The sequence below is a fragment of the Helicobacter pylori genome (assembly GCF_003638305.1).
In the GTDB taxonomy this organism is placed as follows: Bacteria; Campylobacterota; Campylobacteria; order Campylobacterales; family Helicobacteraceae; genus Helicobacter; species Helicobacter pylori_DJ.
Window position 1 is genome coordinate 34568 of the sequence record NZ_MVYP01000001.1, and the last position, 24478, is coordinate 59045.

Annotated in this window: 19 protein-coding genes and 1 pseudogene; 16 read left to right on the top strand and 4 right to left on the bottom strand. The window is 39.4% G+C overall.

Features of this window, described 5'->3' with window-relative positions:
- Positions 1-223: 223 nt before the first annotated feature.
- From EAL04_RS00250 to rpsB, 4 genes are read right to left on the bottom strand one after another with little or no spacing between them, the layout of a single operon-like run.
- The gene (locus EAL04_RS00250) at positions 224-1480 is read right to left on the bottom strand and encodes a DNA cytosine methyltransferase (protein ID WP_120972445.1); all 1257 of its coding nucleotides are present in this window, start codon (positions 1478-1480) and stop codon (positions 224-226) included.
- On the bottom strand, positions 1470-2570 hold the full coding sequence (locus tag EAL04_RS00255; protein ID WP_120972447.1) for a DUF5343 domain-containing protein: 1101 nt from the start codon (positions 2568-2570) through the stop codon (positions 1470-1472). Before EAL04_RS00255 ends, EAL04_RS00250 begins: the two co-directional genes overlap by 11 nt.
- 60 nt (positions 2571-2630) lie before the next feature.
- Positions 2631-3698, bottom strand: a complete 1068-nt coding sequence (tsf, locus tag EAL04_RS00260) for a translation elongation factor Ts (RefSeq protein WP_120972449.1) — start codon at positions 3696-3698, stop codon at positions 2631-2633.
- Positions 3698-4492, bottom strand: coding sequence for a 30S ribosomal protein S2 (gene rpsB, locus EAL04_RS00265; RefSeq protein ID WP_000258276.1), 795 nt, complete (start codon positions 4490-4492; stop codon positions 3698-3700). The genes tsf and rpsB overlap by 1 nt, the downstream gene beginning before the upstream one ends.
- 248 nt (positions 4493-4740) lie before the next feature.
- On the opposite strand from rpsB, the gene EAL04_RS00270 reads away from it, so the two are divergent.
- The 16 genes and pseudogenes from EAL04_RS00270 (at position 4741) to EAL04_RS00345 (ending at position 24294) form a co-directional block, all read left to right on the top strand.
- Positions 4741-7587: a RecB-like helicase gene (locus EAL04_RS00270; RefSeq protein ID WP_120972451.1), complete on the top strand. Its 2847-nt coding sequence runs from the start codon at positions 4741-4743 to the stop codon at positions 7585-7587.
- A gap of 23 nt (positions 7588-7610) precedes the next feature.
- Positions 7611-8927: a sodium/proton antiporter NhaA gene (gene nhaA, locus EAL04_RS00275; protein WP_120972453.1), complete on the top strand. Its 1317-nt coding sequence runs from the start codon at positions 7611-7613 to the stop codon at positions 8925-8927.
- A gap of 47 nt (positions 8928-8974) precedes the next feature.
- Positions 8975-9358: a preprotein translocase subunit YajC gene (gene yajC / locus EAL04_RS00280; protein ID WP_120840801.1), complete on the top strand. Its 384-nt coding sequence runs from the start codon at positions 8975-8977 to the stop codon at positions 9356-9358.
- Positions 9355-10935, top strand: coding sequence for a protein translocase subunit SecD (secD, locus tag EAL04_RS00285; RefSeq protein WP_120972455.1), 1581 nt, complete (start codon positions 9355-9357; stop codon positions 10933-10935). Before yajC ends, secD begins: the two co-directional genes overlap by 4 nt.
- An 8-nt stretch (positions 10936-10943) precedes the next feature.
- Positions 10944-11915 carry a protein translocase subunit SecF gene (gene secF, locus EAL04_RS00290; protein WP_120972457.1) on the top strand — a complete coding sequence of 324 codons (972 nt, stop codon included), beginning with the start codon at positions 10944-10946 and terminating at the stop codon, positions 11913-11915.
- 9 nt (positions 11916-11924) lie between these two features.
- A complete protein-coding gene (locus EAL04_RS00295) occupies positions 11925-12263 on the top strand; it encodes a DUF6394 family protein (protein ID WP_000383778.1) in 339 nt (112 codons plus the stop codon).
- A 9-nt stretch (positions 12264-12272) separates the two neighbouring features.
- The gene (gene leuS, locus EAL04_RS00300) at positions 12273-14693 is read left to right on the top strand and encodes a leucine--tRNA ligase (RefSeq protein WP_120972459.1); all 2421 of its coding nucleotides are present in this window, start codon (positions 12273-12275) and stop codon (positions 14691-14693) included.
- Entirely contained in the window at positions 14690-15202 is a 513-nt protein-coding gene (lptE, locus tag EAL04_RS00305; protein WP_120972461.1) for an LPS assembly lipoprotein LptE, read from the top strand. Before leuS ends, lptE begins: the two co-directional genes overlap by 4 nt.
- On the top strand, positions 15192-16361 hold the full coding sequence (locus tag EAL04_RS00310) for a bifunctional folylpolyglutamate synthase/dihydrofolate synthase (protein ID WP_120972463.1): 1170 nt from the start codon (positions 15192-15194) through the stop codon (positions 16359-16361). The genes lptE and EAL04_RS00310 overlap by 11 nt, the downstream gene beginning before the upstream one ends.
- Positions 16361-17287 carry a M23B family cell shape-determining DD-metalloendopeptidase Csd2 gene (gene csd2, locus EAL04_RS00315; protein WP_120972465.1) on the top strand — a complete coding sequence of 309 codons (927 nt, stop codon included), beginning with the start codon at positions 16361-16363 and terminating at the stop codon, positions 17285-17287. Before EAL04_RS00310 ends, csd2 begins: the two co-directional genes overlap by 1 nt.
- A gap of 9 nt (positions 17288-17296) precedes the next feature.
- Positions 17297-18232: a peptidoglycan DD-metalloendopeptidase Csd1 gene (gene csd1 / locus EAL04_RS00320; protein WP_120972467.1), complete on the top strand. Its 936-nt coding sequence runs from the start codon at positions 17297-17299 to the stop codon at positions 18230-18232.
- A 14-nt stretch (positions 18233-18246) separates the two neighbouring features.
- On the top strand, positions 18247-18561 hold the full coding sequence (locus EAL04_RS00325) for a bactofilin family protein (protein WP_000384498.1): 315 nt from the start codon (positions 18247-18249) through the stop codon (positions 18559-18561).
- Positions 18562-18564: 3 nt separating this feature from the next.
- Positions 18565-21563: pseudogene (gene mfd / locus EAL04_RS00330) on the top strand (transcription-repair coupling factor).
- A 124-nt stretch (positions 21564-21687) separates the two neighbouring features.
- The gene (gene petA / locus EAL04_RS00335; protein WP_000763640.1) at positions 21688-22191 is read left to right on the top strand and encodes a ubiquinol-cytochrome c reductase iron-sulfur subunit; all 504 of its coding nucleotides are present in this window, start codon (positions 21688-21690) and stop codon (positions 22189-22191) included.
- 10 nt (positions 22192-22201) lie between these two features.
- The gene (locus EAL04_RS00340) at positions 22202-23440 is read left to right on the top strand and encodes a cytochrome b (protein WP_120859811.1); all 1239 of its coding nucleotides are present in this window, start codon (positions 22202-22204) and stop codon (positions 23438-23440) included.
- Positions 23437-24294, top strand: a complete 858-nt coding sequence (locus EAL04_RS00345) for a cytochrome c1 (protein WP_078251466.1) — start codon at positions 23437-23439, stop codon at positions 24292-24294. The genes EAL04_RS00340 and EAL04_RS00345 overlap by 4 nt, the downstream gene beginning before the upstream one ends.
- The last annotated feature ends 184 nt before the right edge of the window (positions 24295-24478 follow it).

Genomic DNA, 24478 nt, shown 5'->3' on the forward strand with positions numbered 1-24478 from the left:
AGGCCAAATTTAGAGGACAGATTAGAAAAATCTGTTTGAGTTAGATTGATCCCAATTAAATAAAATGAGACTTGCATGATCTCTAGAAAGACAATCAAAACTAACTCTTTTATTTTTTAATTCTCCGCTCTTACACTCTACAACATAGAGATTTTTACCATCGCTAAAAGCCATGTCAAGCTCAGCATAAATAGGATACTCATCTCCTTTCTTTTTTGGGCGTTTAGATAGTTTTTGATTTTAAACTATCTAAAAATTTTTTAACTTCTTTAGCAATCGCACTTGATAAAGCAACAGGTACAGCATTGCCCACTTGTTCGCAACGCTTGGTGTGTGAGCCAAAAAATTTGTAAGAAATAGGAAAGCCGGTAATGGTTGCTGCTTCTCTAATAGTGATACTTCTATGCTCTGTTGGGTGCAAGGGGAAATTACTATGCCCTGGCACTAAAGTAGGAGATAAGGCGTCCATTTTTAAACGCATGGTATTGCCCCTAGAATAGAATTTAGAGATCTGTAAATGCTTAGGCAAACTCTCAATGCATTCTTGGATATTTTTGCCTTCTTGTATGTATTTAAAGCGCTCAATGGTTTTAGGGTTGTGTTGCATGGATAAATTGTCTGTATCGTCTAAATTGGAATAATCAATCAAATTAAAAGCGTCTCTAATCAAAAAAGGTTTTTTAAAGCTTGTGGGTAAATCTTTAAAGTCTAGCTTAGTATTGATTTCATCGCTTAAATGGGTGGGTTTTGGGAATGTAAAATTAAAGGGTAAATCGTTTCTAATAGCTACTATAATCAACCTTTCTCTTTTAGTCGCGCTCCCATACCATGCGCTATTTAAGACTTTAAATTCTACACGATAGCCTAATTCTTCATAAATGTTTAAAATGTCATCTATAACGCCATGCATTAAGTCATTGAGTTTCTTTTGCAAGTTTTGTTTCTTTTGGCGTAAGTTTAAGCCATAATGTTCAAATTCCTTAGTGATGGAATTCTTTTTTCTTAACTCTGCTTTTTTGCCCTTATAGTTTTCTAACTCTTGGTATAAAATATCCACTTCTTGTAAAATTTTAGGGTCTGAATTTTGCGGCAAAATCTTAGCGTTTAGCATGCCTTTTACATTTTCTATAATGCTGATTTTTGGTCTTAGGGTTTTGACTATATCCAAATAGTAGCGGTAAAAATAATTGCGTTTATCATTAGGCGAACGCTCCCCAGCTAAGGAAAAACTTTTGCACACAATACCAGCAAAAATAACATCAACCTCTTGTTTTATCTGCGTTTGCAATTTTTTAGGGTCAATTTCTGTAATGCTTGTTTGATCTATGATGGCATCTTTTAATTCTTTATTGTTGTGGAGTAAAGTTTTTAGGGCGTCTTTGTCTATATCATTAACATAGAGCGTTTTAAAACCTTGTTGGATAAAACCTAAATGCGAACCACCAGCCCCCACAAAAAATTCACAAACATTATATGCCATTTAAAATTTCCTTATATCTTTCTTTATATTTATTGTATAGTGAGTATTTTTCAATATGTTTAATAAAATTTTCTTTATTGCTAGTAAAAGGGTTAAAGATCAATTGCCTTTGCACTAATCTTTTAGTAAAACTAAAAAAAGCAAAATCATCTTTTGCAATATTAAGCCATGATGAAATATATCTTGAATTTGACTCAGTCAAAAACAAGACTTCATGGTTGTTAAAATTCATCTTAATGCGTTCTGCAATTTCATTATTTTTTAAATTAAGCGTATAGTTTTCTACAAGTTTAAAAATTTCAATATAGTAAGGCTTGATATAACTTTCAAAAATCATCACAAGAAATTCGCTATAACTCATATTCACAAAGTCTAAACCTGTGCTTGTAGGATAATTTTTGCTATCAATGAAACCTAGTGTGGATAGCGTGATAAAAACATTGCACCAATTACCATTATTAAGAGAATTGGTCTTTTTTAAAATAGTTTCTTCTATATTTTTACGATGCGCTAATTTATTTTTAAATTTAAAAATAGCTAAAACTTGGAGTAAAAAATACACTTCAAAAAATCTAATATCACGCACATAATAAGGCGAAATTACTTTAAAATCTCTATGTTTTGTCTCCCTTAATTTTTCTAATTCGTTATCATTGATGTGCCTAACGGCTAAATTATGCGAATTGATTTCTAAGATTTTCTTGCTTTTAGGGTATTTGAAAAGCCCTACATTAAAATCGTTGTTTTTTAACACGCTTTCAGGAAAAATCAACACGCTATTAAAATTGTGGCAAAATCCATAATTTTTAAGGCTTAGATGATTTTCAAAAAAATATTCGTATTGAAAAATTTGACCGATACCACGCACATACTCGCTCACCCCAATAGCCCCGCCCTTACACTCTATAATAGCTCTAACTTTATTTTTTTCAAAAAGCGTGAAGTCTGCTGTAATGCCATTGATATAAGTGTCCTCTCTTAACAGCTTAAAATCTTTATAATCCATTTCTAAAATAGAGCAAATATCTTTTTGAATGTTGCTGTTACTAGCGATTAAGTCTTGGAAGTCTTTTTCTAGTCTGTAAGGCATATTAGTTTATTGATTGTTAAAGTTATGAGAGTTTTTTAAGTGCAAAACGCACTTAAAATCTCACTTCATTTGCAAAGCCACTTCTTCAGCGAAATTCTCTGCCTTTTTCTCAATGCCTTCGCCCAATTCAAAACGCGCATACTCAGTGATTTTTAAATCATCATTCCATTCTTTGGAACAATCAGCGATGACTTGAGCGATAGTTTTTTTATCGTCCATGACATAGAATTGCCCTAAAAGGGTCAAGCGTTGATCAATAAGGGTGTTATCGGCGATGAATCTTTCCATTTTTCCAAGAACGATTTTATCCCAGATTTTTTCAGGCTTGCCCTGCTCTTTTAATTCGTTTTCAAAAGCCTTTTTTTGATGGGCTAAAACTTCATCGCTCAATTCAATGCGGCTCCCAAAAGTGGGGATGTTTTTTAAAGGTTTGCCCAAGCGTTTAGCCTCTTCATTGTCTTTTTCAATTTCAGCGATCAAGGCTAAGGTTTCTTTTCTGACAAAATCAAGGCTAAAGTCTTTGCAATCTAGCACTTGAGGCTTCATCGCTGCGGCATGCATAGCGATGTTTCGGGCCAGTTCAACCACTTTTGGAGCGTTTTTCTCATTATCGTATTTTATACCGATTAACACGCCCACTCTAGCGTTAGAATGCACATAGCCATTGACAATATGAGAGCTAGGGGCTTTTAAATGAGCGATTTTTCTCACTAAAATGTTTTCACCAATCACAGCGATTTGAGAGTGCAAATACTCTTCAAAAGGCTTGTTGTCTAACGGACTTTTAAGCAGCTCTTCTGGGGTATGGAGATTATGGGCTTTGATCGTTTCTAAAGTTTTTTTAACCAATTCCTTAAAGCCCTCATTTTTAGCCACAAAATCCGTTTCGCTATTGATTTCTACCATCATTGCGCTTTTAAAATCAGGTGCGACTTCTAAAGCGACTACGCCCTCAGTAGCGATCCTATCGGCTTTTTTAGCGGCTTTACTCAAGCCTTTTTCGCGCAAGAAATCAATGGCCTTTTGCAAATCCCCAGCCACTTCTACAAGGGCTTTTTTGCAATCCATCATGCCCGCATCGGTTAAGTCCCTTAATTTTTTGACTAATTGAGCGCTAATTTCTGACATTATTCGGCTCCTTGAGTGATTTCTTTTTGGATTTCAGCGAGCATTTCTTCTTTTTCTTCATTGCTCACGAACTCTATCTCTTCGCTATTTTCATCCGCATGGACGATTTCTTCTTGCATGAGTTCTCGCCCCTCTAAAATCGCTTCGCTCATTTCTTTACAAAATAGCCTGATAGAGCGGATCGCATCGTCATTTCCAGGAATGGGGTAATCCACTAAATCAGGGTCGCAGTTGGTGTCTAAGGGGGCCACGATAGGGATATGGAGTTTCCTTGCTTCAGCGACAGCGATTTTTTCTTTAGCCACATCAATCACAAAAATCATATCAGGGATTTTTTTCATGTGGCGCACCCCGCCAAGATACTTATCCAGTTTTTCTTTTTTCCTTAAAATCATGAGCTTTTCTTTTTTAGTCAATAGATCAATTTGACCGCTATTTTCCATTTCTTCAATGATTTCTAATTTTCTCACCGATTTTCTAATGGTGCTAAAATTAGTCAGCATGCCACCAAGCCAGCGGTAATTGACATAAGGGACTTGAATGCTTTCAGCAAATTCTTTCAAAGTCTCATTGGCTTGTTTTTTAGTGCCTACAAACATGATGCTCTTGCCTTGAGCGCTCGCATCGCGCACGATATTATAAGTGTATCTAAAATAGCGCAAGGTTTTTTGCAAATCAATAATATGGATATTTTTCCTAACGCCAAAAATGAATTTTTTGGTTTTAGGGTTCCAACGCCTTGTTTGGTGTCCAAAATGCACACCGCATTCTAATAAATCTTTCATGGTTACCATGAGAATTCTCCTTAAAGTTATTTTGGTTCTCTTCCTCCATGCTCATTTGATTCTTAAATTCTTAAGAACACCTAAATACAAGGATTAGCATGTGTGAATTTGACGCTGTCTTTGCCTTGTTCCTATTAAAATGATAGAAAAACGACAAAACCCTATGATTATAGCAAAAGATTAAGGTTTTTTAGCTTAAGTAAAAAAGGCTTTTAGGTTATAATAAAGACAAAATTAGAATTTTAGGATAGATCTCAATGGATACAAAAAGACAATGCATGGCTTTAAAGGCTTCAGCAGGGAGTGGGAAGACTTTCGCTTTGAGCGTGCGGTTTTTAGCCCTATTGTTTAAGGGGGCTAATCCTAGCGAGATTTTAACGCTCACTTTCACTAAAAAAGCCACCGCCGAAATGAAAGAGCGCATTTTAGACTATTTAAAAATTTTGCAACAAGAAAACCTTGAAAATGAAAAAGAAAAATCCCAAAATATCCTGAAAGAATTAGAAGAAAAATACCATTTAGACCCTGATTTAGTGCAAAATAGCGCTCAAAAAATCTACCAACGCTTTTTAAACGCCGAAATCAGAATCAGCACCATTGATGCGTTTTTTCAAAGCATTTTAAGGAAATTTTGTTGGTTTGTGGGGTTGAGTGCGAATTTTGAAGTCAATGAAGACACCAAAGCGCACCAACGACAGCTTAATGAGGGTTTTTTGAGCGCTTTGAATAACGAACAGCTTGAGGAATTGAGTGCTTTTATCGTCCAATGCTTAAGTTATGATAATTACACGAGCGATTCTATTTTAGAGCGGTTGCGTTTTTTAAAAAACAAGCTCTATTTATTTGATCCTAATAAAAAAGAGCCTGCATTTGATGAAGAGGGTTTTTTAGAAAAACTAAGGAGCTTAAACAACCAAATTCAAAGCATAGAAACAGCGTCAGATAGGGCTAAAGAAGCCATTAAATGCGATAGTTTTAGGGGATTTTTAAACAGCTCTTTAACCTGGCTTAAAAAAAAGAGCGAATACCTCTATTTTAAAAAACTCAAAAATGAAATCCCCACTTTAGAGAGCGAATGCGAAGAGATTGAAAACGATTTAAAACGCTATTATGAAGCCAAAGAAACCGCAATATTTAAAAAATTCCCTAAATTCATCCAGCTTTATGATAACGCCACTTCTAAAATCCAAGCCCTAGATTTTGATGCGATTAAAGATAAGGTCCATGTCTTATTGAATGGTTATGAAGAGATGCCGGCAGAGTTTTTTTATTTCAGGTTGGACAGCAAGATCGCGCACATTTTGATTGATGAATTTCAAGACACGAGCTTGAACGATTATAAGATTTTAGCCCCTTTTATTGATGAGATTAAAGCCGGGATAGGGCAAGCTAAATGGCACAGGAGCGTGTTTTTTGTGGGCGATGTCAAGCAGAGCATTTATGCCTTTAGGGGGAGTTTTAGCTCCTTGTTTGAAAGCGTTTCTAAGGATTTTTACCACGATAATTTACAATTCAACCACCGCAGTGCGCCTTTAATCATTAATTATGTGAACACCATTTTTAAAAAAGCTTATCAAAATTCCCCCACCGCTTATTTGGAGCAAAAATACCCTAAAACTTCTCAAAATAAACATGTTACAGAGGGCTATGTTAAAGTCTCTTTAGTGGCTGATGATAGAGAGTTGCTATTAGATCAGGTCTTACAAGAAGCTCAAAACCTTTTAGAACATCGTATTGATCCTAAAGACATTACCATTTTATGCGCCACTAATGACGACGCTTTAGAAATCAAAAATTATTTGCAAGAGTATTTGAGCGCAATTTGCCCAAGCACGGAATCTAGCGCGAGATTGTCTCAATTTGTAGAATCTAAAATCATTAAGAACGCTTTAGAATACGCTTTAGCGGAAGAACCTTACAAGCTCTTTTATAAGCACAGCGTTTTAAAACTCGCTGGATACTTGCATGATGATGTGATCGCTTTGCCTGGTTTTAACCCTAAAAAAGAGAGTGTGGCAAGCTTTGTGTGGAAGGTGATGGAATTGTTTGAGCTTTATGGAGAGTGTGCACAAAGCTGTTTGGAGTTGGCCATTGGGTGCGAAGACGCCGATGGATTTTTAGAAAAATTAGAGGCTAAATCGATCGCTTCTTTCAATCCAAAAGGCGCTCAGATCATGACCATCCATAAATCTAAAGGCATGCAATTCCCTTATGTGATCGTGTGCGAACGCTTGGGCAAGCCTAATTCAAGCCACGCCAATCAACTCCTTGAAGAATATGACGGCACAGAACTTACGCGCCTTTATTACAGAATGAAAAATCGTGAGGTGGTGGATAAAGATTACGCTAGGGCTTTAGATAAAGAAGAAGCGGCCAAAGATCATGAAGAAATTAATGTGTATTATGTCGCATTCACTAGGGCTGAGTTAGGGCTGATTGTCGTGGCCAAAGACAAAGATCAAAAAAAAGACAAAAAAGAAAGCAAAAACAAAACAATGCACGAACAATTGGATCTTGTGCCTTTAGAAGAGGGAGAAATTATGCCGGTTATTTCTCCTCAAAAGGAGCCTTTAATTACAAGCACTCTCATCAAGCCCCATGCCTATGGCGAGCAAGTCCAAGAGATAGAAGAAGAGCCAGATAGCGATTATGAAAAGAATAACGACCAGGAAGCGATCAATTTTGGTATCGCCTTGCACAAGGGGTTAGAATACCAATACGCTTACAACATTCCTAAAAAAAGCGTTTTAGAATATTTAAACTACCATCATGGTTTTTATGGTTTGGATCACCAAGCGTTAGAAGAAAGTTTAGAGCTTTTTGAAAACGATGCAGAGATACAAGCTCTTTTTAAAAATCATGCCTTAAGGGGTGAAGCGGCTTTTTTATTCCAAGGGGTTGTGTCTAGAATTGATGTTTTATTGTGGGATAAGGGGCAAAATTTGTATGTTTTAGATTATAAAAGCTCTCAAAATTACCAGCAAAGCCATAAAGCGCAAGTGTCTCATTACGCTGAGTTTTTGAAAACTCAAGCCCCCCATTTTAAGATACAAACGGGCATCATTTACGCTCATAAAAGACTGCTTGAAAAATTATGGGTTTGAAATTAAAAATTTTAAGGTTGTCTATGAATCTCAAAAAAACAGAAAACGCGCTCAGTTTGACGCTTAAGAACTTTATTAAAAGCGAGTCTTTTGGAGGGATTTTCCTCTTTTTGAACGCTGTTTTAGCGATGGTGGTGGCTAATTCGTTTTTAAAAGAAAGTTATTTTGCGCTATGGCACACCCCTTTTGGGTTCCAAATAGGGGATTTTTTTATCGGCTTTAGTTTGCACAACTGGATTGATGATGTTTTAATGGCGTTATTCTTTTTAATGATAGGATTAGAGATCAAGCGAGAATTGTTGTTTGGGGAATTATCCAGTTTCAAAAAAGCTTCTTTCCCTGTGATCGCAGCCATAGGGGGCATGATAGCTCCAGGATTGATTTATTTTTTTCTTAACGCTAGCACGCCCTCTCAGCATGGTTTTGGGATCCCTATGGCGACGGATATTGCGTTCGCTTTAGGCGTGATCATGCTTTTAGGCAAGAGGGTGCCAACCGCTTTAAAGGTTTTTTTAATCACTCTAGCGGTGGCTGATGACTTGGGGGCTATTGTAGTGATCGTGCTCTTTTATACCACGAATTTAAAATTCGCATGGCTTTTAGGGGCTTTAGGGGTGGTTCTGATTTTAGCGGTATTGAACCGCTTGAATGTCCGCTCGCTTGTCCCTTACTTGCTTTTAGGGGTGTTGCTTTGGTTTTGCGTGCATCAAAGCGGTATCCATGCGACAATCGCTGCAGTGGTTCTAGCTTTTATGATACCGGTAAAAATCCCTAAAGATTCTAAAAATGTAGAGCTTTTGGAATTAGGCAAACGATACGCAGAGACGAGTTCAGGAGCGCTTTTGACCAAAGAGCAGCAAGAAATCTTGCATTCTATTGAAGAAAAAGCGAGCGCTTTACAAAGCCCCTTAGAAAGATTGGAGCATTTTTTAGCCCCCATCAGCGGGTATTTCATCATGCCCTTATTTGCGTTTGCAAACGCTGGGGTGAGCGTTGATTCTAGCATCAATTTAGAAGTGGATAAGGTGCTTTTAGGGGTTATTTTAGGGCTTTGTTTGGGCAAGCCTCTAGGGATTTTCTTAATCACTTTTATAAGCGAAAAGCTCAAAATCACCGCGCGCCCTAAAGGCATCAGCTGGTGGCATATTTTAGGGGCTGGGCTTTTAGCAGGGATTGGCTTTACCATGTCTATGTTTATTTCTAATCTGGCTTTCACGAGCGAACATAAAGACGCTATGGAAGTGGCAAAGATTGCGATTTTACTCGGATCTTTGATTTCTGGGATCATAGGGGCTTTGTATTTATTCGCACTAGATAAAAAAGCGGCTTTAAAGAAATAGCTAAAAATGCTATAATTTGAGATTAAAACATCTTTTAAGGAAATTAAATGGGACAAATTAGAGACATTCTAACAACGCTTTTACCCTTTGTGGTGTTGTTTCTTATTTTTTATTTTTTGATTGTTCGCCCGCAACGCCAGCAACAAAAAAAGCACAAAGAAATGATAGAGGGCTTGACTAAGGGCGATAAAATCGTTACTCAAGGAGGGTTCATCGTTGAGGTGCTTAAAGCGGAAGCGAATTTTTTTAGCGTGAAGCTCAATGATGACACCACCGCTAAACTTTCTAAAAACTATGTAGCGTTCAAATTAGACGAATTGGATCAATTTGGTTTGGCAGAGCCTATAGTCATTCAGCAAGGCAGAGAAGAAATTTCGGCAAGATTATCCGGTGCTAAGACTTTGAAACAACGCCAAATAACAACTGAATGAAACTTTTTAACCCTCGTTTAATCGTTTTTATCTTCGCGCTTCTTTTAGGGGTGGGGTTTTCTGTGCCTTCTTTATTGGAAACTAAAGGCCCTAAAATCACTTTAGGTTTGGATTTAAGGGGGGGGTTAAACATGCTTTTAGGGGTGCAAACCGATGAAGCTTTAAAAAACAAGTATTTAAGCCTAGCGTCCGCTTTAGAATACAACGCTAAAAAGCAAAATATCTTGCTTAAAGACATTAAATCCAATTTAGAGGGGATCAGTTTTGAGCTTTTAGATGAAGATGAAGCGAAAAAATTAGACGCGCTTTTATTGGAATTGCAAGGCCATAGCCAGTTTGAAATCAAAAAAGAAGCGGAGTTTTATAGCGTGAAGCTCACCCCTTTAGAGCAAGAAGAATTGCGTAAAAACACGATTTTGCAAGTGATAGGGATCATTCGTAACCGCTTGGATCAATTTGGTTTGGCAGAGCCTGTAGTCATTCAGCAAGGTAAAGAAGAAATTTCGGTGCAATTGCCCGGCATTAAGACTTTAGAAGAAGAACGGCGCGCTAAGGACTTGATTTCAAAATCCGCTCATTTACAAATGATGGCAGTGGATGAAGAGCACAATAAAGATGCGATGACAATGACGGATTTAGAGGCTCAAAAATTAGGCAGTGTGTTGTTGTCTGATGTGGAAATGGGGGGTAAAATCTTGCTCAAAGCGATCCCTATTTTAGATGGCGAAATGCTTACAGATGCGAAAGTGGTGTATGATCAAAACAACCAGCCGGTGGTGAGCTTCACGCTAGATGCACAAGGGGCTAAGATTTTTGGGGATTTCTCAGGCGCGAATGTGGGTAAACGCATGGCGATCGTTTTGGACAATAAGGTTTATTCAGCCCCAGTGATTAGGGAGCGTATTGGCGGAGGGAGCGGGCAGATTAGCGGGAATTTTAGCGTGGCTCAAGCGAGCGATTTAGCGATCGCTTTAAGGAGTGGGGCGATGAGCGCACCCATTCAGGTTTTAGAAAAAAGGATTATAGGCCCGAGCTTAGGGAAAGACAGCGTTAAAACTTCCATTATCGCTCTGATTGGGGGCTTTATTTTGGTTATGGGCTTTATGGCGCTTTATTACTCTATGGCGGGGGTGATCGCTTGTTTGGCGTTAGTGGTCAATCTTTTTTTGATTGTGGCGGTCATGGCGATTTTTGGAGCGACGCTGACTTTACCGGGAATGGCGGGGATTGTTTTAACCGTGGGGATTGCCGTGGATGCTAATATCATTATCAATGAGCGCATTAGAGAAGTGTTAAGAGAAGGAGAGAGTGTTGTTAAGGCGATCCATTTAGGCTATATCAATGCGAGTAGAGCGATTTTTGATTCCAATATCACTTCCTTGATCGCTTCGGTATTGCTATACGCTTATGGCACAGGAGCGATTAAAGGCTTTGCTCTCACCACAGGCATTGGGATTTTAGCCTCTATTATCACCGCCATTGTAGGCACGCAAGGGATTTATCAAGCCCTTTTGCCCAAATTAGCCCAAACAAAAAGCCTTTATTTTTGGTTTGGCGTGAAAAATAAAAGAGCTTAGGAGGTTTTATGGAATTATTCAAACAAACTAGAATCTTAAGCTTCATGCGTTATTCCAATTATGGGGTGGTTGTTTCAGCGATCTTAGTGCTTCTAGCGTTAGGGATTTTGTTTTTCAAAGGGTTTTCTTTAGGGATTGATTTTGCGGGGGGGAGTTTGGTGCAGGTGCGTTACACTCAAAACGCCCCCATTAAAGAAGTGCGCGATCTGTTTGAAAAAGAAGCTCGCTTTAAAGGCGTGCAAGTGAGCGAATTTGGCTCTAAAGAAGAGATTTTAATCAAATTCCCTTTTGTAGAAACGGCCGAAAATGAAGACTTGAACGCTATCGTGGCTAACATTCTAAAACCCAGCGGCGATTTTGAAATCCGTAAATTTGACACCGTGGGTCCTAGAGTGGGGAGCGAATTGAAAGAAAAGGGCATTTTGTCGCTGATTTTAGCCTTAATGGCGATCATGGTTTATGTGAGTTTCCGCTATGAATGGCGTTTTGCTTTAGCGAGCGTTATTGCGCTTGTGCATGATGTGATTTTAGTGGCAAGCTCAGTGATTGTTTTTAAGATTGATATGAATTTGGAAGTGATTGCGGCCTTGCTCACACTGATTGGGTATTCTATTAATGATACGATCATTATTTTTGATCGGATCAGAGAAGAGATGCTCTCTCAAAAAACCAAAAACGCCACTCAAGCCATTGATGAAGCTATTTCTAGCACGCTCACGCGCACGCTTCTAACTTCTTTAACCGTGTTTTTTGTGGTGTTGATTTTGTGCGTGTTTGGGAGTAAGATCATCATTGGTTTTTCATTGCCCATGCTAATAGGCACGATTGTAGGGACTTATAGCTCTATTTTCATCGCCCCTAAAGTAGCGTTATTGTTAGGTTTTGATATGGGTAAATATTATGAGAATGAGGCTAGAAAAATCAAAAAAGCTCAAGAGAAAGAAAAAATGCGCCGTTTGTATGAGGGCGGTCAAGTTTAAGGAGTTTCTATGGATTGGGGTCGGGTCGTTCATGTGCTGTTCAGCCTTATTTCTTTAACCACCATTGCAGGGTTTTTGTATGAGCCTAATACGGTGGTGTTGTTTGTAGCGTTAGCTTTAAACCTTATTTCTGTTACGCTCAAAATTGGGGTGATCAAGCGTTTCGCTTCAGAGCTGTTGGCCAGCTCTTTAGCTACCGTGTTGCACCTCATACCGGCGTTTGTGTTTTTACAGATTTTAAATAATTTGGTTACCGCTTACATGCTCATGATCGGGGCGTTGATTAGCAACGCTTTCAGCCTCATCTTTTTGTTGATTGAAAGCGTTGTAACGAGCGAAACAGATTAAGGGGTAGTGATGGATTTTATCAATATAGAAAAAAAATGGCAAGAATTTTGGTGGAAAAATAAGAGTTTTGAGCCTAAAGACGATTTTAACCTCCCTAAAAAATACATTCTAAGCATGCTGCCTTATCCTAGTGGGGAAATCCACATGGGGCATGTGCGCAACTACACCATTGGCGATGCTCTGGCGCGCTATTATCGTTTGCACCATTACAATGTGTTACACCCTATGGGGTTTGATTCTTTTGGGATGCCTGCAGAAAATGCCGCCATTAAGCATGGTATCCACCCTAAAACCTGGACTTATGAAAACATTGAAGCCATGCAAAAAGAGTTTGAAGCTTTAGGGTTTTCTTTTTCTAAAAACAGGGAATTCGCCACTTCAGATCCGGATTACACGAAATTTGAGCAGCAATTTTTCATTGATTTGTGGGAAAAAGGGCTGATCTATCGCAAGAAAGCCATGCTCAATTGGTGCCCTAACGACAAAACCGTTTTAGCTAATGAGCAAGTCATTGATGGGAGGTGTTGGCGTTGCGACACAGAAGTCATTCAAAAAGAACTCTATCAATATTATTTGAAGATCACAAACTACGCTGAAGAATTGTTAAAAGACTTAGAAACTTTAGAAAATCATTGGCCTTCTCAAGTCCTAACCATGCAAAAAAATTGGATAGGGAAATCTAGCGGGTTGCAGTTTGGTTTTAAAATCGCTGATGAGTGCTTGAAAGCTTGCAACGGCATTCAAGAAATTGAAGTTTTTACCACAAGAGCGGATACTATTTATGGTGTAACTTACATCGCCATCGCCCCAGAACACCCTTTAGTAGAGCATGCCATTAAGCGAGTGAGCCAAGAAGATTCAAAGATGATTAAAGCGATTTTAAATACGACTCAAAGAGAAAGAGCCTTAGAGAAAAAAGGAGTATTTTTAGACATTTATGCTATCCACCCTTTAACGAAGCAAAAAATCCCTGTTTGGGTGGCTAATTTCGCTCTAGCTAATTATGGTTCTGGGGCGTTAATGGGCGTGCCAGCCTGCGATGAAAGGGATTTTGAATTCGCCAATCTTTATCATATTCCTATTAAAGTGATCACTCAAAGCCCTCAAAGTTTGCCCCACACCAAAGAAGAGGTTTTAAAAAATAGCGGGGAGTGGAGCGATCTTTCTAGCTCAGTGGCCAGAGAAAAAATCATCGCTTATTTTGAAAAAGAAAATCTCGGTAAAAGGGTGATCAACTACCGCTTGCAAGATTGGGGGGTGAGCCGTCAAAGGTATTGGGGAGCGCCCATTCCTATGATTCATTGCAAACATTGCGGGATTGTGCCTGAAACCCAACTGCCAGTAACTTTACCTGAAGACATTGTGATTGACGGGGAGGGCAATCCGTTAGAAAAGCATGCGAGTTGGAAATTCGCCCAATGCCCTAAATGCCACAAAGACGCTTTAAGAGAAACAGACACCATGGACACTTTCATCCAATCCAGCTGGTATTTCTTGCGTTATACCACGCCCAAAGATAAGCGTGAAAATCAAGCGTTTGATCAAAATTACTTGAAGTATTTCATGCCGGTGGACACTTATATTGGCGGCATTGAACATGCGATTTTGCACTTGTTATACGCGCGCTTTTTCACTAAGGCTTTAAGGGATTTGGGCTATCTTAATTTAAATGAGCCTTTCAAACAGCTTATCACCCAAGGCATGGTTTTAAAAGATGGTGCTAAAATGAGCAAATCTAAAGGCAATGTCGTTAGCCCTAAAGAGATACTTAAAAAATACGGGGCTGATGCCGCAAGGCTCTTTATCCTTTTTGCTGCCCCACCGGCTAAAGAATTGGAATGGAATGACAGCGCTTTAGAAGGGGCGCACCGGTTTATCAAGCGCTTATACGATAAAGCGAACGCCATTACCCCTACTACTTCTAAGCCTGAATTTAAAGGAGTGAGCCTGAATGAAGCGCAGAAACTAGCTCGTAAAAAAGTCTATGAAGCGTTAAAAAAATCGCATGAAATTTTCAATAAGGCTGAAAGCGCTTACGCGTTTAACACTTTGATCGCAAGCTGCATGGAGGCTTTAAACGCTTTGAACGCGCAAAGTAATGAGCGAATTTTATGCGAGGGTTATTTTGTGTTGTTGCAAATATTAGAGCCTATTATCCCGCACACCGCATGGGAATTGAGCGAGAGGCTTTTTAAAAGAGAGAATTTTAAGCCTATAGCGATCGATGAAGACGCTTTGATAGAAGACTTTATGACTTTAGGGCTTACCATTAATGGCAAAAGGCGCGCGGAATTGAGAGTCAATATTAACGCCAGCAAAGAAGAAATCATTGTTTTGGCTAAAAAAGAATTAGAGAAATATTTAGAAAAGGCGAGCGTTAAAAAAGAAATTTATGTGCCTAATAAGCTTGTTAATTTTGTTATCGCATGAGGGCTTTACTTTTTTTTATTTTATTGCTTTGGTTCAAGGGCTGTGGGTATAAGCCCATCGCCGCTTACGCTCAAAACGCGCTTGGCGATAGCATGTATGTAAAACTCATTGTGAATTTGCCTAACCCTGAAAACTCCGTAGAGTTTAAGGACTTGATGAATCGTTTAGTCGTGCAACGCTTCCAAAGCCGCTTAGCGAGTGAAAAGGATGCGGATTCCATTATTATTATAGAAATCACGAATGTAACCGATACGAGTATCACGCAAAATAAAGAAGGCTTTACGACTTTCTATCGCGCAACCGTGTCTGTGAATTACACCTATGATAATAAAAGAGGCACACAAAAGACTTTCCAAAATAGCGGGTATTATAATTACGCCGTGAATTTGCAAGATCCCCTTAACACCTACCAGAACCGTTATTACGCTATCAATCAGGCTGTGGAACAAACTTTGACTAAATTTGTGGCTCAAATCGCTTATGAGGGGAAATTCAATAATGAAAAATAGCCCTAGATTGAGTGCATTTTTAGAAACAAAGCCCAAGGAATACCATAAATTTGATCCTAGCCGTTTCATTCAAATTTATAAAGATTTTAAAAACGCTTTTTTTGAGATTCAAGCCAAAGTCATTCATGTGGTAGGGACTAATGGCAAGGGCAGCACAGGGCGGTTTTTAACCCTTTTATTAGCCGATCAAAATTTTAAGGTATTGCATTTCACCTCCCCTCATGTTTTTGAATTCAGGGAGCGCTTTTTTGTGAATGGCTCTGTTGTTGAAGAAAGCGTTTTAGAAAACGCCCACCAGCAATTGCAATCACACGCTTTCAGCAACGCTTGCTCGTATTTTGAATACGCTACCTTACTAGCTGTCATGCTCGCTAAAGATTGCGATTATTTGGTTTTAGAAGCAGGGCTTGGGGGGGAGTTTGACAGCACGAACGCTTTAGAAAAAACCCTAAGCGTTTTCACTCCCATTGATTACGATCATAAGGAATTTTTAGGGGATAGTCTAGAAAGCATTGCGACCACTAAATTAAAAGCGATGGGCTCTCTTAGTATCATCGCTCCCCAACAAGAATTGGTTTTAAATATCGCTCAAAAAATCGCCAAAGACAAACACGCACAATTGATTGTGGTTCAAAATGAAATTTCAAAAGGAGTCAAGGATTATATTGAACGCTACCATTTAGCCCATTTTTTAGCGATGAATTTAGAAGTGGCCCTAAAAGCGTTTGAAACGCTATTGCCATGCAATAAACAAGAAGTTTTAAAAAACCTAAAGCCCCTAAATTTAATCGGCCGTTGCGAGCTTTTAAGCCCTAATATCTTAATAGATGTGGGGCATAACCCCCATAGCGCTAAAGCCTTAAAAGAAGAAATCAAGCGCGTTTTTAATACTCCAATCATTTTGATTTATAACTGCTATCAAGATAAAGACGCTTTTTTGGTGCTAGAAATTTTAAAGCCTGTCATTAAAAAGGTTTTGATTTTAGAATTGCATAATGAAAGAATTATCAAGTTAGAAACGCTTAAAGGGATTTTAGAAACTTTAGGGTTAGAACACGCTTTGTTTGAAGATGTGGAAGAAAATGAAAATTATTTGGTGTATGGCTCATTTTTGGTAGCCAACGCTTTTTATAAACGCTATCAAAAGAAGAGGGATTGATGCCACAAAACCAGCTTGTGATCACCATCATTGATGAATCAGGCTCTAAACAGCTCAAATTTTCTAAAAATTTAAAACGCAACCTCATCATTTCTGTTATCATTCTTTTATTGATCGTGGGGCTTGGCGTAGGGTTTTTAAAATTTTTAATCGCTAAAATGGATACGATGACAAGCGAGAGGAATGCGGTTTTAAGGGATTTTAGGGATTTGTATCAAAGAAATTACGCCCTAGCAAAAGAAATTAAAAACAAGCGAGAAGAGCTTTTTATTGTGGGGCAAAAGATTCGCGGGTTGGAATCCTTGATTGAAATCAAAAGAGGGGCTAATGGGGGCGTGCATCTTTATGATGAAGTGGATTTAGAAAATTTGAATTTGGCTCAAAAACATTTAGCGCTCATGCTCATTCCTAATGGCATGCCCCTAAAAACTTATAGCGCGATCAAAACCACCAAAGAAAGGAACCACCCCATTAAAAAAATTAAGGGCGTTGAATCCGGGATTGATTTTATCGCGCCATTGAACACGCCTGTGTATGCGAGCGCTGATGGGATTGTGGATTTTGTGAAGACTAATTCTAATGTGGGGTATGGGAACTTGGTGCGCATTGAACATGCGTTTGGTTTTAGCTCCATTTACACGCACTTAGATCATGTCAATGTGCAGCCCAAAAGCTTCATCCAAAAAGGGCAGTTGATTGGCTATAGCGGGAAGAGCGGTAATAGCGGCGGCGAAAAATTGCATTATGAAGTGCGCTTTTTGGGTAAAATTTTAGACGCAGAAAAATTCCTGGCATGGGATTTGGATCATTTTCAAAGCGCTTTAGAAGAAAATAAATTTATTGAATGGAAGAATCTGTTTTGGGTTTTAGAAGACATCGTCCAGCTCCAAGAGCATGTGGATAAAGACACCTTAAAAGGTCAGTAGGGGTTTTTGGTGTTTTTAGACAGGCGTTTGATTGTGATGGTTACGGACTCTAAAGGGAGCCGTTATATTAATGTTCATATCTTATTCCGCCAAATCAGTTTGTATGCGCTGTTGAGCGTTGTGGGATCTTTATTGTTTTTAGGCGTTTCGTTACTGGTTTTAAATAAAGAAATTAAAAACATTGAAAAACAGCATGCTTTAATCACTAAAGAATTTGAGAAAAAAAAAGAGACTAATGAAAAGCTTTCTTTGCAAATGGATGAATTTTTAGACGATTTGCAGCTTTCAGGGGAGCGCATCAACGATTTAGAAGAAGTGGTGGGAGTGAATAGGCCTGAAGAAAAAGAAGAGGGTAATTTTTCTAGCCGCTTGGATGTGGCTGGGATTACCGGGCTTCAAAAAAGCTTTATCATGCGCCTTATCCCTAATGACTACCCGCTAGAATCCTATCGGCGCGTTTCAGCCGCCTTTAATAAAAGAATCCACCCTATTTTGCATGTGTTGCACAACCATACCGGGCTTGACTTGAGCACCGCTATTAACACGCCTGTGTATGCGAGTGCGAGCGGGGTAGTGGGGTTAGCGAGCAAAGGGTGGAATGGGGGGTATGGGAATTTGATTAAGGTTTTCCACCCTTTTGGTTTTAAAACCTACTACGCCCATTTGAATAAAATCGTCGTGAAAACGGGCGAATTTGTCAAAAAAGGGCAGTTGATTGGGTATAGTGGTAATACAGGAATGAGTACAGGACCGCATTTGCATTATGAAGTGCGGTTTTTAAATCAGCCCATAAACCCCATGAGTTTCACCAAATGGAACATGAAAAATTTTGAAGAAGTTTTCAATAAAGAAAGGAGCATCAGATGGCAATCTTTGATAACAATAATAAATCGGCTAATGCAAAAACAGGACCAGCGACTATCATCGCTCAAGGCACCAAAATAAAGGGGGAGCTTCATCTGGATTACCATTTGCATGTAGATGGCGAATTAGAAGGGGTGGTGCATTCTAAAAGCACGGTGGTGATCGGGCAAACCGGCTCGGTAGTGGGTGAGATTTTTGCTAATAAATTAGTGGTCAATGGCAAGTTCACTGGCACGGTGGAAGCGGAAGTGGTAGAAATCATGCCTTTAGGGCGCCTTGATGGTAAGATCTCTAGCCAAGAGCTTGTGGTGGAAAGGAAGGGGATTTTGATTGGGGAAACTCGCCCTAAGAATATTCAAGGGGGGGCGTTGTTGATCAATGAGCAAGAAAAGAAAATTGAAAATAAATAGGGAATGATCCAATCTAGCCTTTATAGGGCCTTAAACAAAGGCTTTGATTATCAAATACTCGCTTGTAAGGATTTTAAAGAATCCAGGCTCGCTAAAGAAGTCATAAACTATTTTAAGCCAAATGTCAAAGCCGTTCTTTTCCCAGAGTTTAGGGCTAAAAAAAACGACGATTTGCGTTCGTTTTTTGAAGAATTTTTACAGCTTTTAGGGGGTTTGAGGGAGTTTTATCAGGCTTAGAAAACAAGCAAGAAACTATCATCATTGCCCCTATTAGCGCTTTATTACACCCTTTACCTAAAAAAGAACTTTTAGAGAGCTTTAAAATCACGCTTTTAGAAAAATATAACCTTAAGGATTTGAAAGACAAGCTCTTTTATTATGGCTATGAAATTTTAGACTTAGTGGAAGTGGAAGGCGAAGCGAGCTTTAGGGGGGATATTGTGGATATTTATGCGCCCAATTCTAAAGCGTATCGCTTGAGTTTTTTTGACACGGAGTGTGAGAGCATTAAGGAATTGGATCCCACCACTCAAATGAGCCTTAAAGAAGATTTGTTAGAAATTGAAATCCCCCCCACGCTTTTTAGTTTGGACGAACCATCTTATAAGGATCTAAAAACAAAAGTGGAACAAAGCCCCTTAAATAGCTTTTCTAAAGATTTGACCAGTTTTGGTTTGTGGTTTTTAGGAGAAAAAGCAAACGATTTGTTGCATGCCTATAAAAGCGTTATAAGCCCTAAAGCTTTAGAAGAAATTCAAGAATTAGCGAGCTTAAACGAATTGGATTGTGAGCGTTTCAAATTTTTAAAGGTTTTAGAAAACGCGCAAGGCTATGAAGATTTAGAAATCCATGTGCATGCCCTAGAAGGCTTTATCGCTTTGCATTCAAATCATAAAATCACGCTCCTAGCCCCTAATAAAACGATTTTAGATAATGCGATAAGCGCGATTGAAAAAAGCAGCATGGAATGCGTCATTGCCCCCTTTGTGTTAAACTTTAAAACCCCTGATAGGATTTTTATCTCGCTCAATTCCTTTGAAAGGAAGAAAAAACGCCAAAAATCCAAGCTCGCTTTGAATGAATTGAATGCGGGCGAATGGGTGGTGCATGATGATTATGGGGTGGGCGTGTTTTCTCAATTAGTCCAGCACAGCGTTTTAGGGAGCAAGAGGGATTTTTTAGAAATCGCTTATTTGGGCGAAGACAAACTGCTGTTACCGGCAGAAAACTTGCATCTCATCGCTCGCTATGTGGCGCAAAGCGATAGCGTGCCAGCTAAAGACCGGCTAGGGAAAGGGAGCTTTCTTAAATTAAAAGCTAAAGTCAGGACTAAGCTTTTAGAGATTGCTAGCAAGATCATTGAATTAGCGGCTGAACGCAATTTGATCTTGGGTAAAAAGATGGACACGCATTTAGCGGAGTTGGAAGTCTTTAAATCGCATGCGGGGTTTGAATACACCAGCGATCAAGAAAAGGCTATCGCTGAAATTTCAAAGGATTTAAGCTCTAAGAGGGTGATGGACAGATTATTGAGTGGGGATGTGGGTTTTGGGAAAACAGAAGTGGCGATGCATGCGATTTTTTGCGCGTTTTTGAACGGCTTTCAAAGCGCTTTAGTCGTGCCTACTACTTTATTAGCGCACCAGCATTTTGAGACTTTAAGGGCGCGTTTTGAAAATTTTGGCGTTAAAGTGGCTCGTTTGGATCGGTATGCGAGCGAAAAAAACAAGCTTTTAAAGGCGGTGGAATTAGGGTTGGTTGATGTTCTTGTAGGCACGCATGCGATTTTAAGCGCGAAATTTAAAAACTTGGGCTTAGTGGTGGTGGATGAAGAGCATAAATTTGGCGTGAAACAAAAAGAAGCTTTAAAAGAATTGAGCAAAAGCGTGCATTTTTTAAGCATGTCCGCCACGCCTATCCCGCGCACTTTAAACATGGTGCTCTCTCAAATTAAAGGCATTAGCTCTTTAAAAACCCCACCCACAGACAGAAAGCCCAACCGCACTTTTTTGAAAGAAAAGAATGACGAACTCTTAAAAGAGATTATTTATAGGGAATTACGCCGTAACGGGCAAATTTTTTACATCCATAACCACATCGCTAGCATTTCAAAAGTCAAAACCAAGCTAGAAGGTTTAATCCCTAAACTCAAAATCGCTATTTTGCATTCCCAAATTAACGCTTATGAGAGCGAAGAAATCATGCTAGAGTTTGCTAAGGGGAACTATCAGGTTTTATTATGCACTTCTATTGTGGAATCAGGGATTCATTTGCCTAACGCTAACACGATTATTATAGATAATGCGCAAAATTTTGGGCTGGCTGATTTGCATCAATTAAGAGGGCGTGTGGGGAGAGGCAAAAAAGAAGGCTTTTGTTATTTCCTTATAGAAGATCAAAAAAGTTTGAATGAACAGGCTCTAAAACGCTTGCTCGCTTTAGAAAAAAATTCGTATTTAGGCAGTGGGGAGAGTATCGCTTATCATGATTTAGAAATCAGGGGGGGCGGGAATTTGCTCGGGCAAGATCAGAGCGGGCATATTAAAAATATCGGTTATGCACTCTATACGCGCATGCTTGAAGACGCGATTTATGAATTGAGTGGGGGGAAGAAAAGGCTTGAAAAAAGCGTAGAAATCCAACTTGGCGTGAGCGCTTTTTTAAACCCTGAACTCATTGCAAGCGATAGTTTGAGATTGGATTTGTATCGCCGTTTGAGTTTGTGTGAAAATGTAGATGAGGTGGGGCAAATCCATGAAGAAATAGAAGACAGGTTTGGCAAAATAGACGATTTGAGCGCTCAATTTTTGCAAATCATTACGCTTAAAATTCTAGCCAACCAGCTTGGCATCATCAAACTTTCTAATTTCAATCAAAACATCACCCTTACTTATAACGATGAACATAAAGAAAGCTTAAAAGCCCCAAGCAAAGACGATAACGATATTTTAGAAACCCTTTTGAAACATTTGCGCGCTCAAATTTCTTTAAAACGGCGTTAAAAGCGTTTGATTTTAGCCTCAATTTTGTTATTTTAAAAAAATTATTAAGAGAGTTTGTTGTAAAATAGGGATTTGCTATGCCTTTAGTCGTTAAAAGGTAATTATCATTAAGGAGTTTTTAATCATGGCAGATATTCAAAGGCGTGATTTTTTAGGAATGAGCCTTGCTAGCGTTACAGCTATAGGGGCGATAGCGAGTCTGGTAGCGATGAAAAAGACTTGGGATCCGCTTCCAAGCGTTGTTTCAGCCGGTTTTACAACCATAGATGTGGCGAACATGCAAGAAGGGCAGTTTTCCACGGTGGAATGGCGTGGGAAACCGGTCTATATCCTCAAGCGTTCTAAAAAAGAGGGCTTTAATGAAAAGCGCGATTTTAAAATTGGCGAGAGCGTTTTTACCACAGCCATTCAAATTTGCACGCATTTAGGGTGTATCCCCACTTATCAAGATGAAGAAAAAGGCTTTTTATGCCCATGCCATGGGGGTCGTTTCACTTCTGATGGCGTGAATATTGCCGGCACCCCCCCTCCACGCCCTTTTGATATCCCGCCTTTTAAAATTGAAGGCACTAAAATCACTTTTGGTGAAGCCGGGGCTGAATACAAGAAAATGATGGCTAAAGCGTAAGGAGAGTTCAATGGCAGAGATAAAAAAAGCGAAGAATTTAGGCGAATGGCTAGACATGCGTCTTGGCACTAACAAGCTTGTTAAAGTGCTAATGACAGAATATTGGATCCCTAAAAACATTAATTTCCTATGGGCTATGGGGGTGATTTTATTGACCCTTTTTGGCGTGCTTGTGATCTCAGGGATTTTCTTGCTCATGTATTACAAGCCTGATGCGAAAATGGCGTTTGATAGCGTGAATTTCACCATCATGCAAGAAGTGGCTTATGGCTGGCTTTGGCGCCACATGCATGCCACGGCAGCGAGCATGATTTTTGTCATCATTTATATCCACATGTTTGTTGGCATCTATTATGGCTCTTACAAGAAGGGTCGTGAGATGATTTGGATTAGCGGGATGATTTTGTTTGTGGTCTTTAGCGCGGAAGCCTTTAGCGGGTATATGTTGCCTTGGGGACAGATGAGCTATTGGGCCGCAGCGGTTATCACTAATTTGTTTGGAGGCATTCCTTTCATTGGGGCTGATGTGGTGGAGTGGATTAGGGGCAATTATGTCGTGGCGGATTCCACTTTAACGCGCTTTTTCATGCTCCATGTGTTTTTACTGCCCATTGCGATCATTCTACTTGTTGGGGTGCATTTTTATTCTTTACGCATCCCGCATGTCAATAACCAAGAAGGCGAAGAGATTGACTTTGAATTGGAAGAAAAGAAATTCATTGAAGGCAAGAAGAAAGAATCCAAAGTCATTCCTTTTTGGCCGGTATTCTTGTCTAAAGATATTTTTGTGGTTTGCGCGTTCATGGTCTTTTTCTTTTACTTGGTGTGTTACCACTATGATTTTGCGATGGATCCTATCAACTTTGAAAGGGCTAACAGCCTTAAAACGCCGCCTCACATTTACCCTGAATGGTATTTCTTATGGAGCTATGAAGTCTTAAGGGGCTTTTTCTTTAGCGCTGATTTAGGGCTAATGGCCTTTGGCGTGGCGCAAGTGATCTTTTTCTTACTGCCCTTTTTGGACAGAAGCCCTGTGGTTGCTCCCGCGCACAAACGGCCGGCGTTTGAGGCGTGGTTTTGGCTTGTAATTATTGATATGATTGTTTTAACGATCTATGGTAAATTGCCTCCGCTTGGGATTGGTAAATACATTGGCTTAGCGGGTTCAATCACTTTTTTAGCCCTTTTCTTTGTGGTGTTGCCCATTATCACTATCGCCGAGAGCAAGAAGCAAGGGGGTGTTAGATGAAAGAATTTAAGATTCTAATCATCCTTATTGTGGTGATAGGCGTGATTTATTATGGGGTTGAGCCTTATGCGCATTCGGTGATGCACCCTAAAGTCGCTCCGGCAGATTTTGCTTTCAAGGATTTAGAGCCGATTGATTTAAAAAATGGCGATGCTAATAAGGGAAAACAGCTTGTAGCCGAAAATTGCACCGCTTGCCATGGCATTAAATCCCAAAACATTCCAGCCCCTATGGATAGCCTTAGTGCGAGCAACTCTTTTGGGGTTGTGCCACCGGATTTAAGCCATGTGGCGGGGGTTTTGAACGCGAATTTCTTAGCCCACTTCATCAAAGACCCCGTGAAAACGGCGAAATTGAGCCATAAATTCAACGATGAAAGGCCCTATCCTATGCCGGCGTTTTCTCAATTTAGCGATCAAGATTTGAGCGACATTGTGGCGTATCTCACTTCTATTTTGCCTAAAAGTTTGAGCGATAAGGAAGTGTTCGCGCAAAGCTGTCAAAGGTGCCATAGCCTGGATTATGCTAAAGATAAGGCCTTTAGCGATCCTAAAGATTTAGCCAATTATTTAGGCTCTCATGCGCCTGATTTGTCCATGATGATTAGGGCTAAGGGCGAACATGGCTTGAATGTTTTCATCAACGATCCGCAAAAGCTTTTGCCAGGCACGGCTATGCCTAGAGTGGGGTTGAGTGAAAAAGCTCAAAAACAAGTCATTTCTTATTTGGAAAAAGCGGGCGATAGGAAAAAGCATGAAAGGAATACTTTAGGGATTAAGATCATGATTTTCTTTGCGGTGCTGTCGTTCTTGGCTTACGCGTGGAAAAGAAAAGTTTGGAGCGAAGTGCATTGAATTAAAAAAAGGGGGGGGATGGTTTTATAATTTTTGATTCATGGTGGGTTACTTGAATGGCTTTTTCAAAATAATCTTTATTTTGGGATTTTATTATTACTAATAACCCCCTATAAGGTATTATGACTACAAAGCTTTTTGAGTGGTTTAACTAAATTCTAAAAGCTAGAGCCGGGGGCAAGGA

Excerpts from the sequence above, each read along its gene's own strand:
- EAL04_RS00250 (WP_120972445.1), bottom strand. The coding sequence starts at position 1,480 with ATGGCATATAATGTTTGTGAATTTTTTGTGGGGGCTGGTGGTTCGCAT.
- EAL04_RS00255 (WP_120972447.1), bottom strand. The coding sequence starts at position 2,570 with ATGCCTTACAGACTAGAAAAAGACTTCCAAGACTTAATCGCTAGTAAC.
- tsf (WP_120972449.1), bottom strand. The coding sequence starts at position 3,698 with ATGTCAGAAATTAGCGCTCAATTAGTCAAAAAATTAAGGGACTTAACC.
- rpsB (WP_000258276.1), bottom strand. The coding sequence starts at position 4,492 with ATGGTAACCATGAAAGATTTATTAGAATGCGGTGTGCATTTTGGACAC.
- EAL04_RS00270 (WP_120972451.1), top strand. The coding sequence starts at position 4,741 with ATGGATACAAAAAGACAATGCATGGCTTTAAAGGCTTCAGCAGGGAGT.
- nhaA (WP_120972453.1), top strand. The coding sequence starts at position 7,611 with ATGAATCTCAAAAAAACAGAAAACGCGCTCAGTTTGACGCTTAAGAAC.
- yajC (WP_120840801.1), top strand. The coding sequence starts at position 8,975 with ATGGGACAAATTAGAGACATTCTAACAACGCTTTTACCCTTTGTGGTG.
- secD (WP_120972455.1), top strand. The coding sequence starts at position 9,355 with ATGAAACTTTTTAACCCTCGTTTAATCGTTTTTATCTTCGCGCTTCTT.
- secF (WP_120972457.1), top strand. The coding sequence starts at position 10,944 with ATGGAATTATTCAAACAAACTAGAATCTTAAGCTTCATGCGTTATTCC.
- EAL04_RS00295 (WP_000383778.1), top strand. The coding sequence starts at position 11,925 with ATGGATTGGGGTCGGGTCGTTCATGTGCTGTTCAGCCTTATTTCTTTA.
- leuS (WP_120972459.1), top strand. The coding sequence starts at position 12,273 with ATGGATTTTATCAATATAGAAAAAAAATGGCAAGAATTTTGGTGGAAA.
- lptE (WP_120972461.1), top strand. The coding sequence starts at position 14,690 with ATGAGGGCTTTACTTTTTTTTATTTTATTGCTTTGGTTCAAGGGCTGT.
- EAL04_RS00310 (WP_120972463.1), top strand. The coding sequence starts at position 15,192 with ATGAAAAATAGCCCTAGATTGAGTGCATTTTTAGAAACAAAGCCCAAG.
- csd2 (WP_120972465.1), top strand. The coding sequence starts at position 16,361 with ATGCCACAAAACCAGCTTGTGATCACCATCATTGATGAATCAGGCTCT.
- petA (WP_000763640.1), top strand. The coding sequence starts at position 21,688 with ATGGCAGATATTCAAAGGCGTGATTTTTTAGGAATGAGCCTTGCTAGC.
- EAL04_RS00340 (WP_120859811.1), top strand. The coding sequence starts at position 22,202 with ATGGCAGAGATAAAAAAAGCGAAGAATTTAGGCGAATGGCTAGACATG.
- EAL04_RS00345 (WP_078251466.1), top strand. The coding sequence starts at position 23,437 with ATGAAAGAATTTAAGATTCTAATCATCCTTATTGTGGTGATAGGCGTG.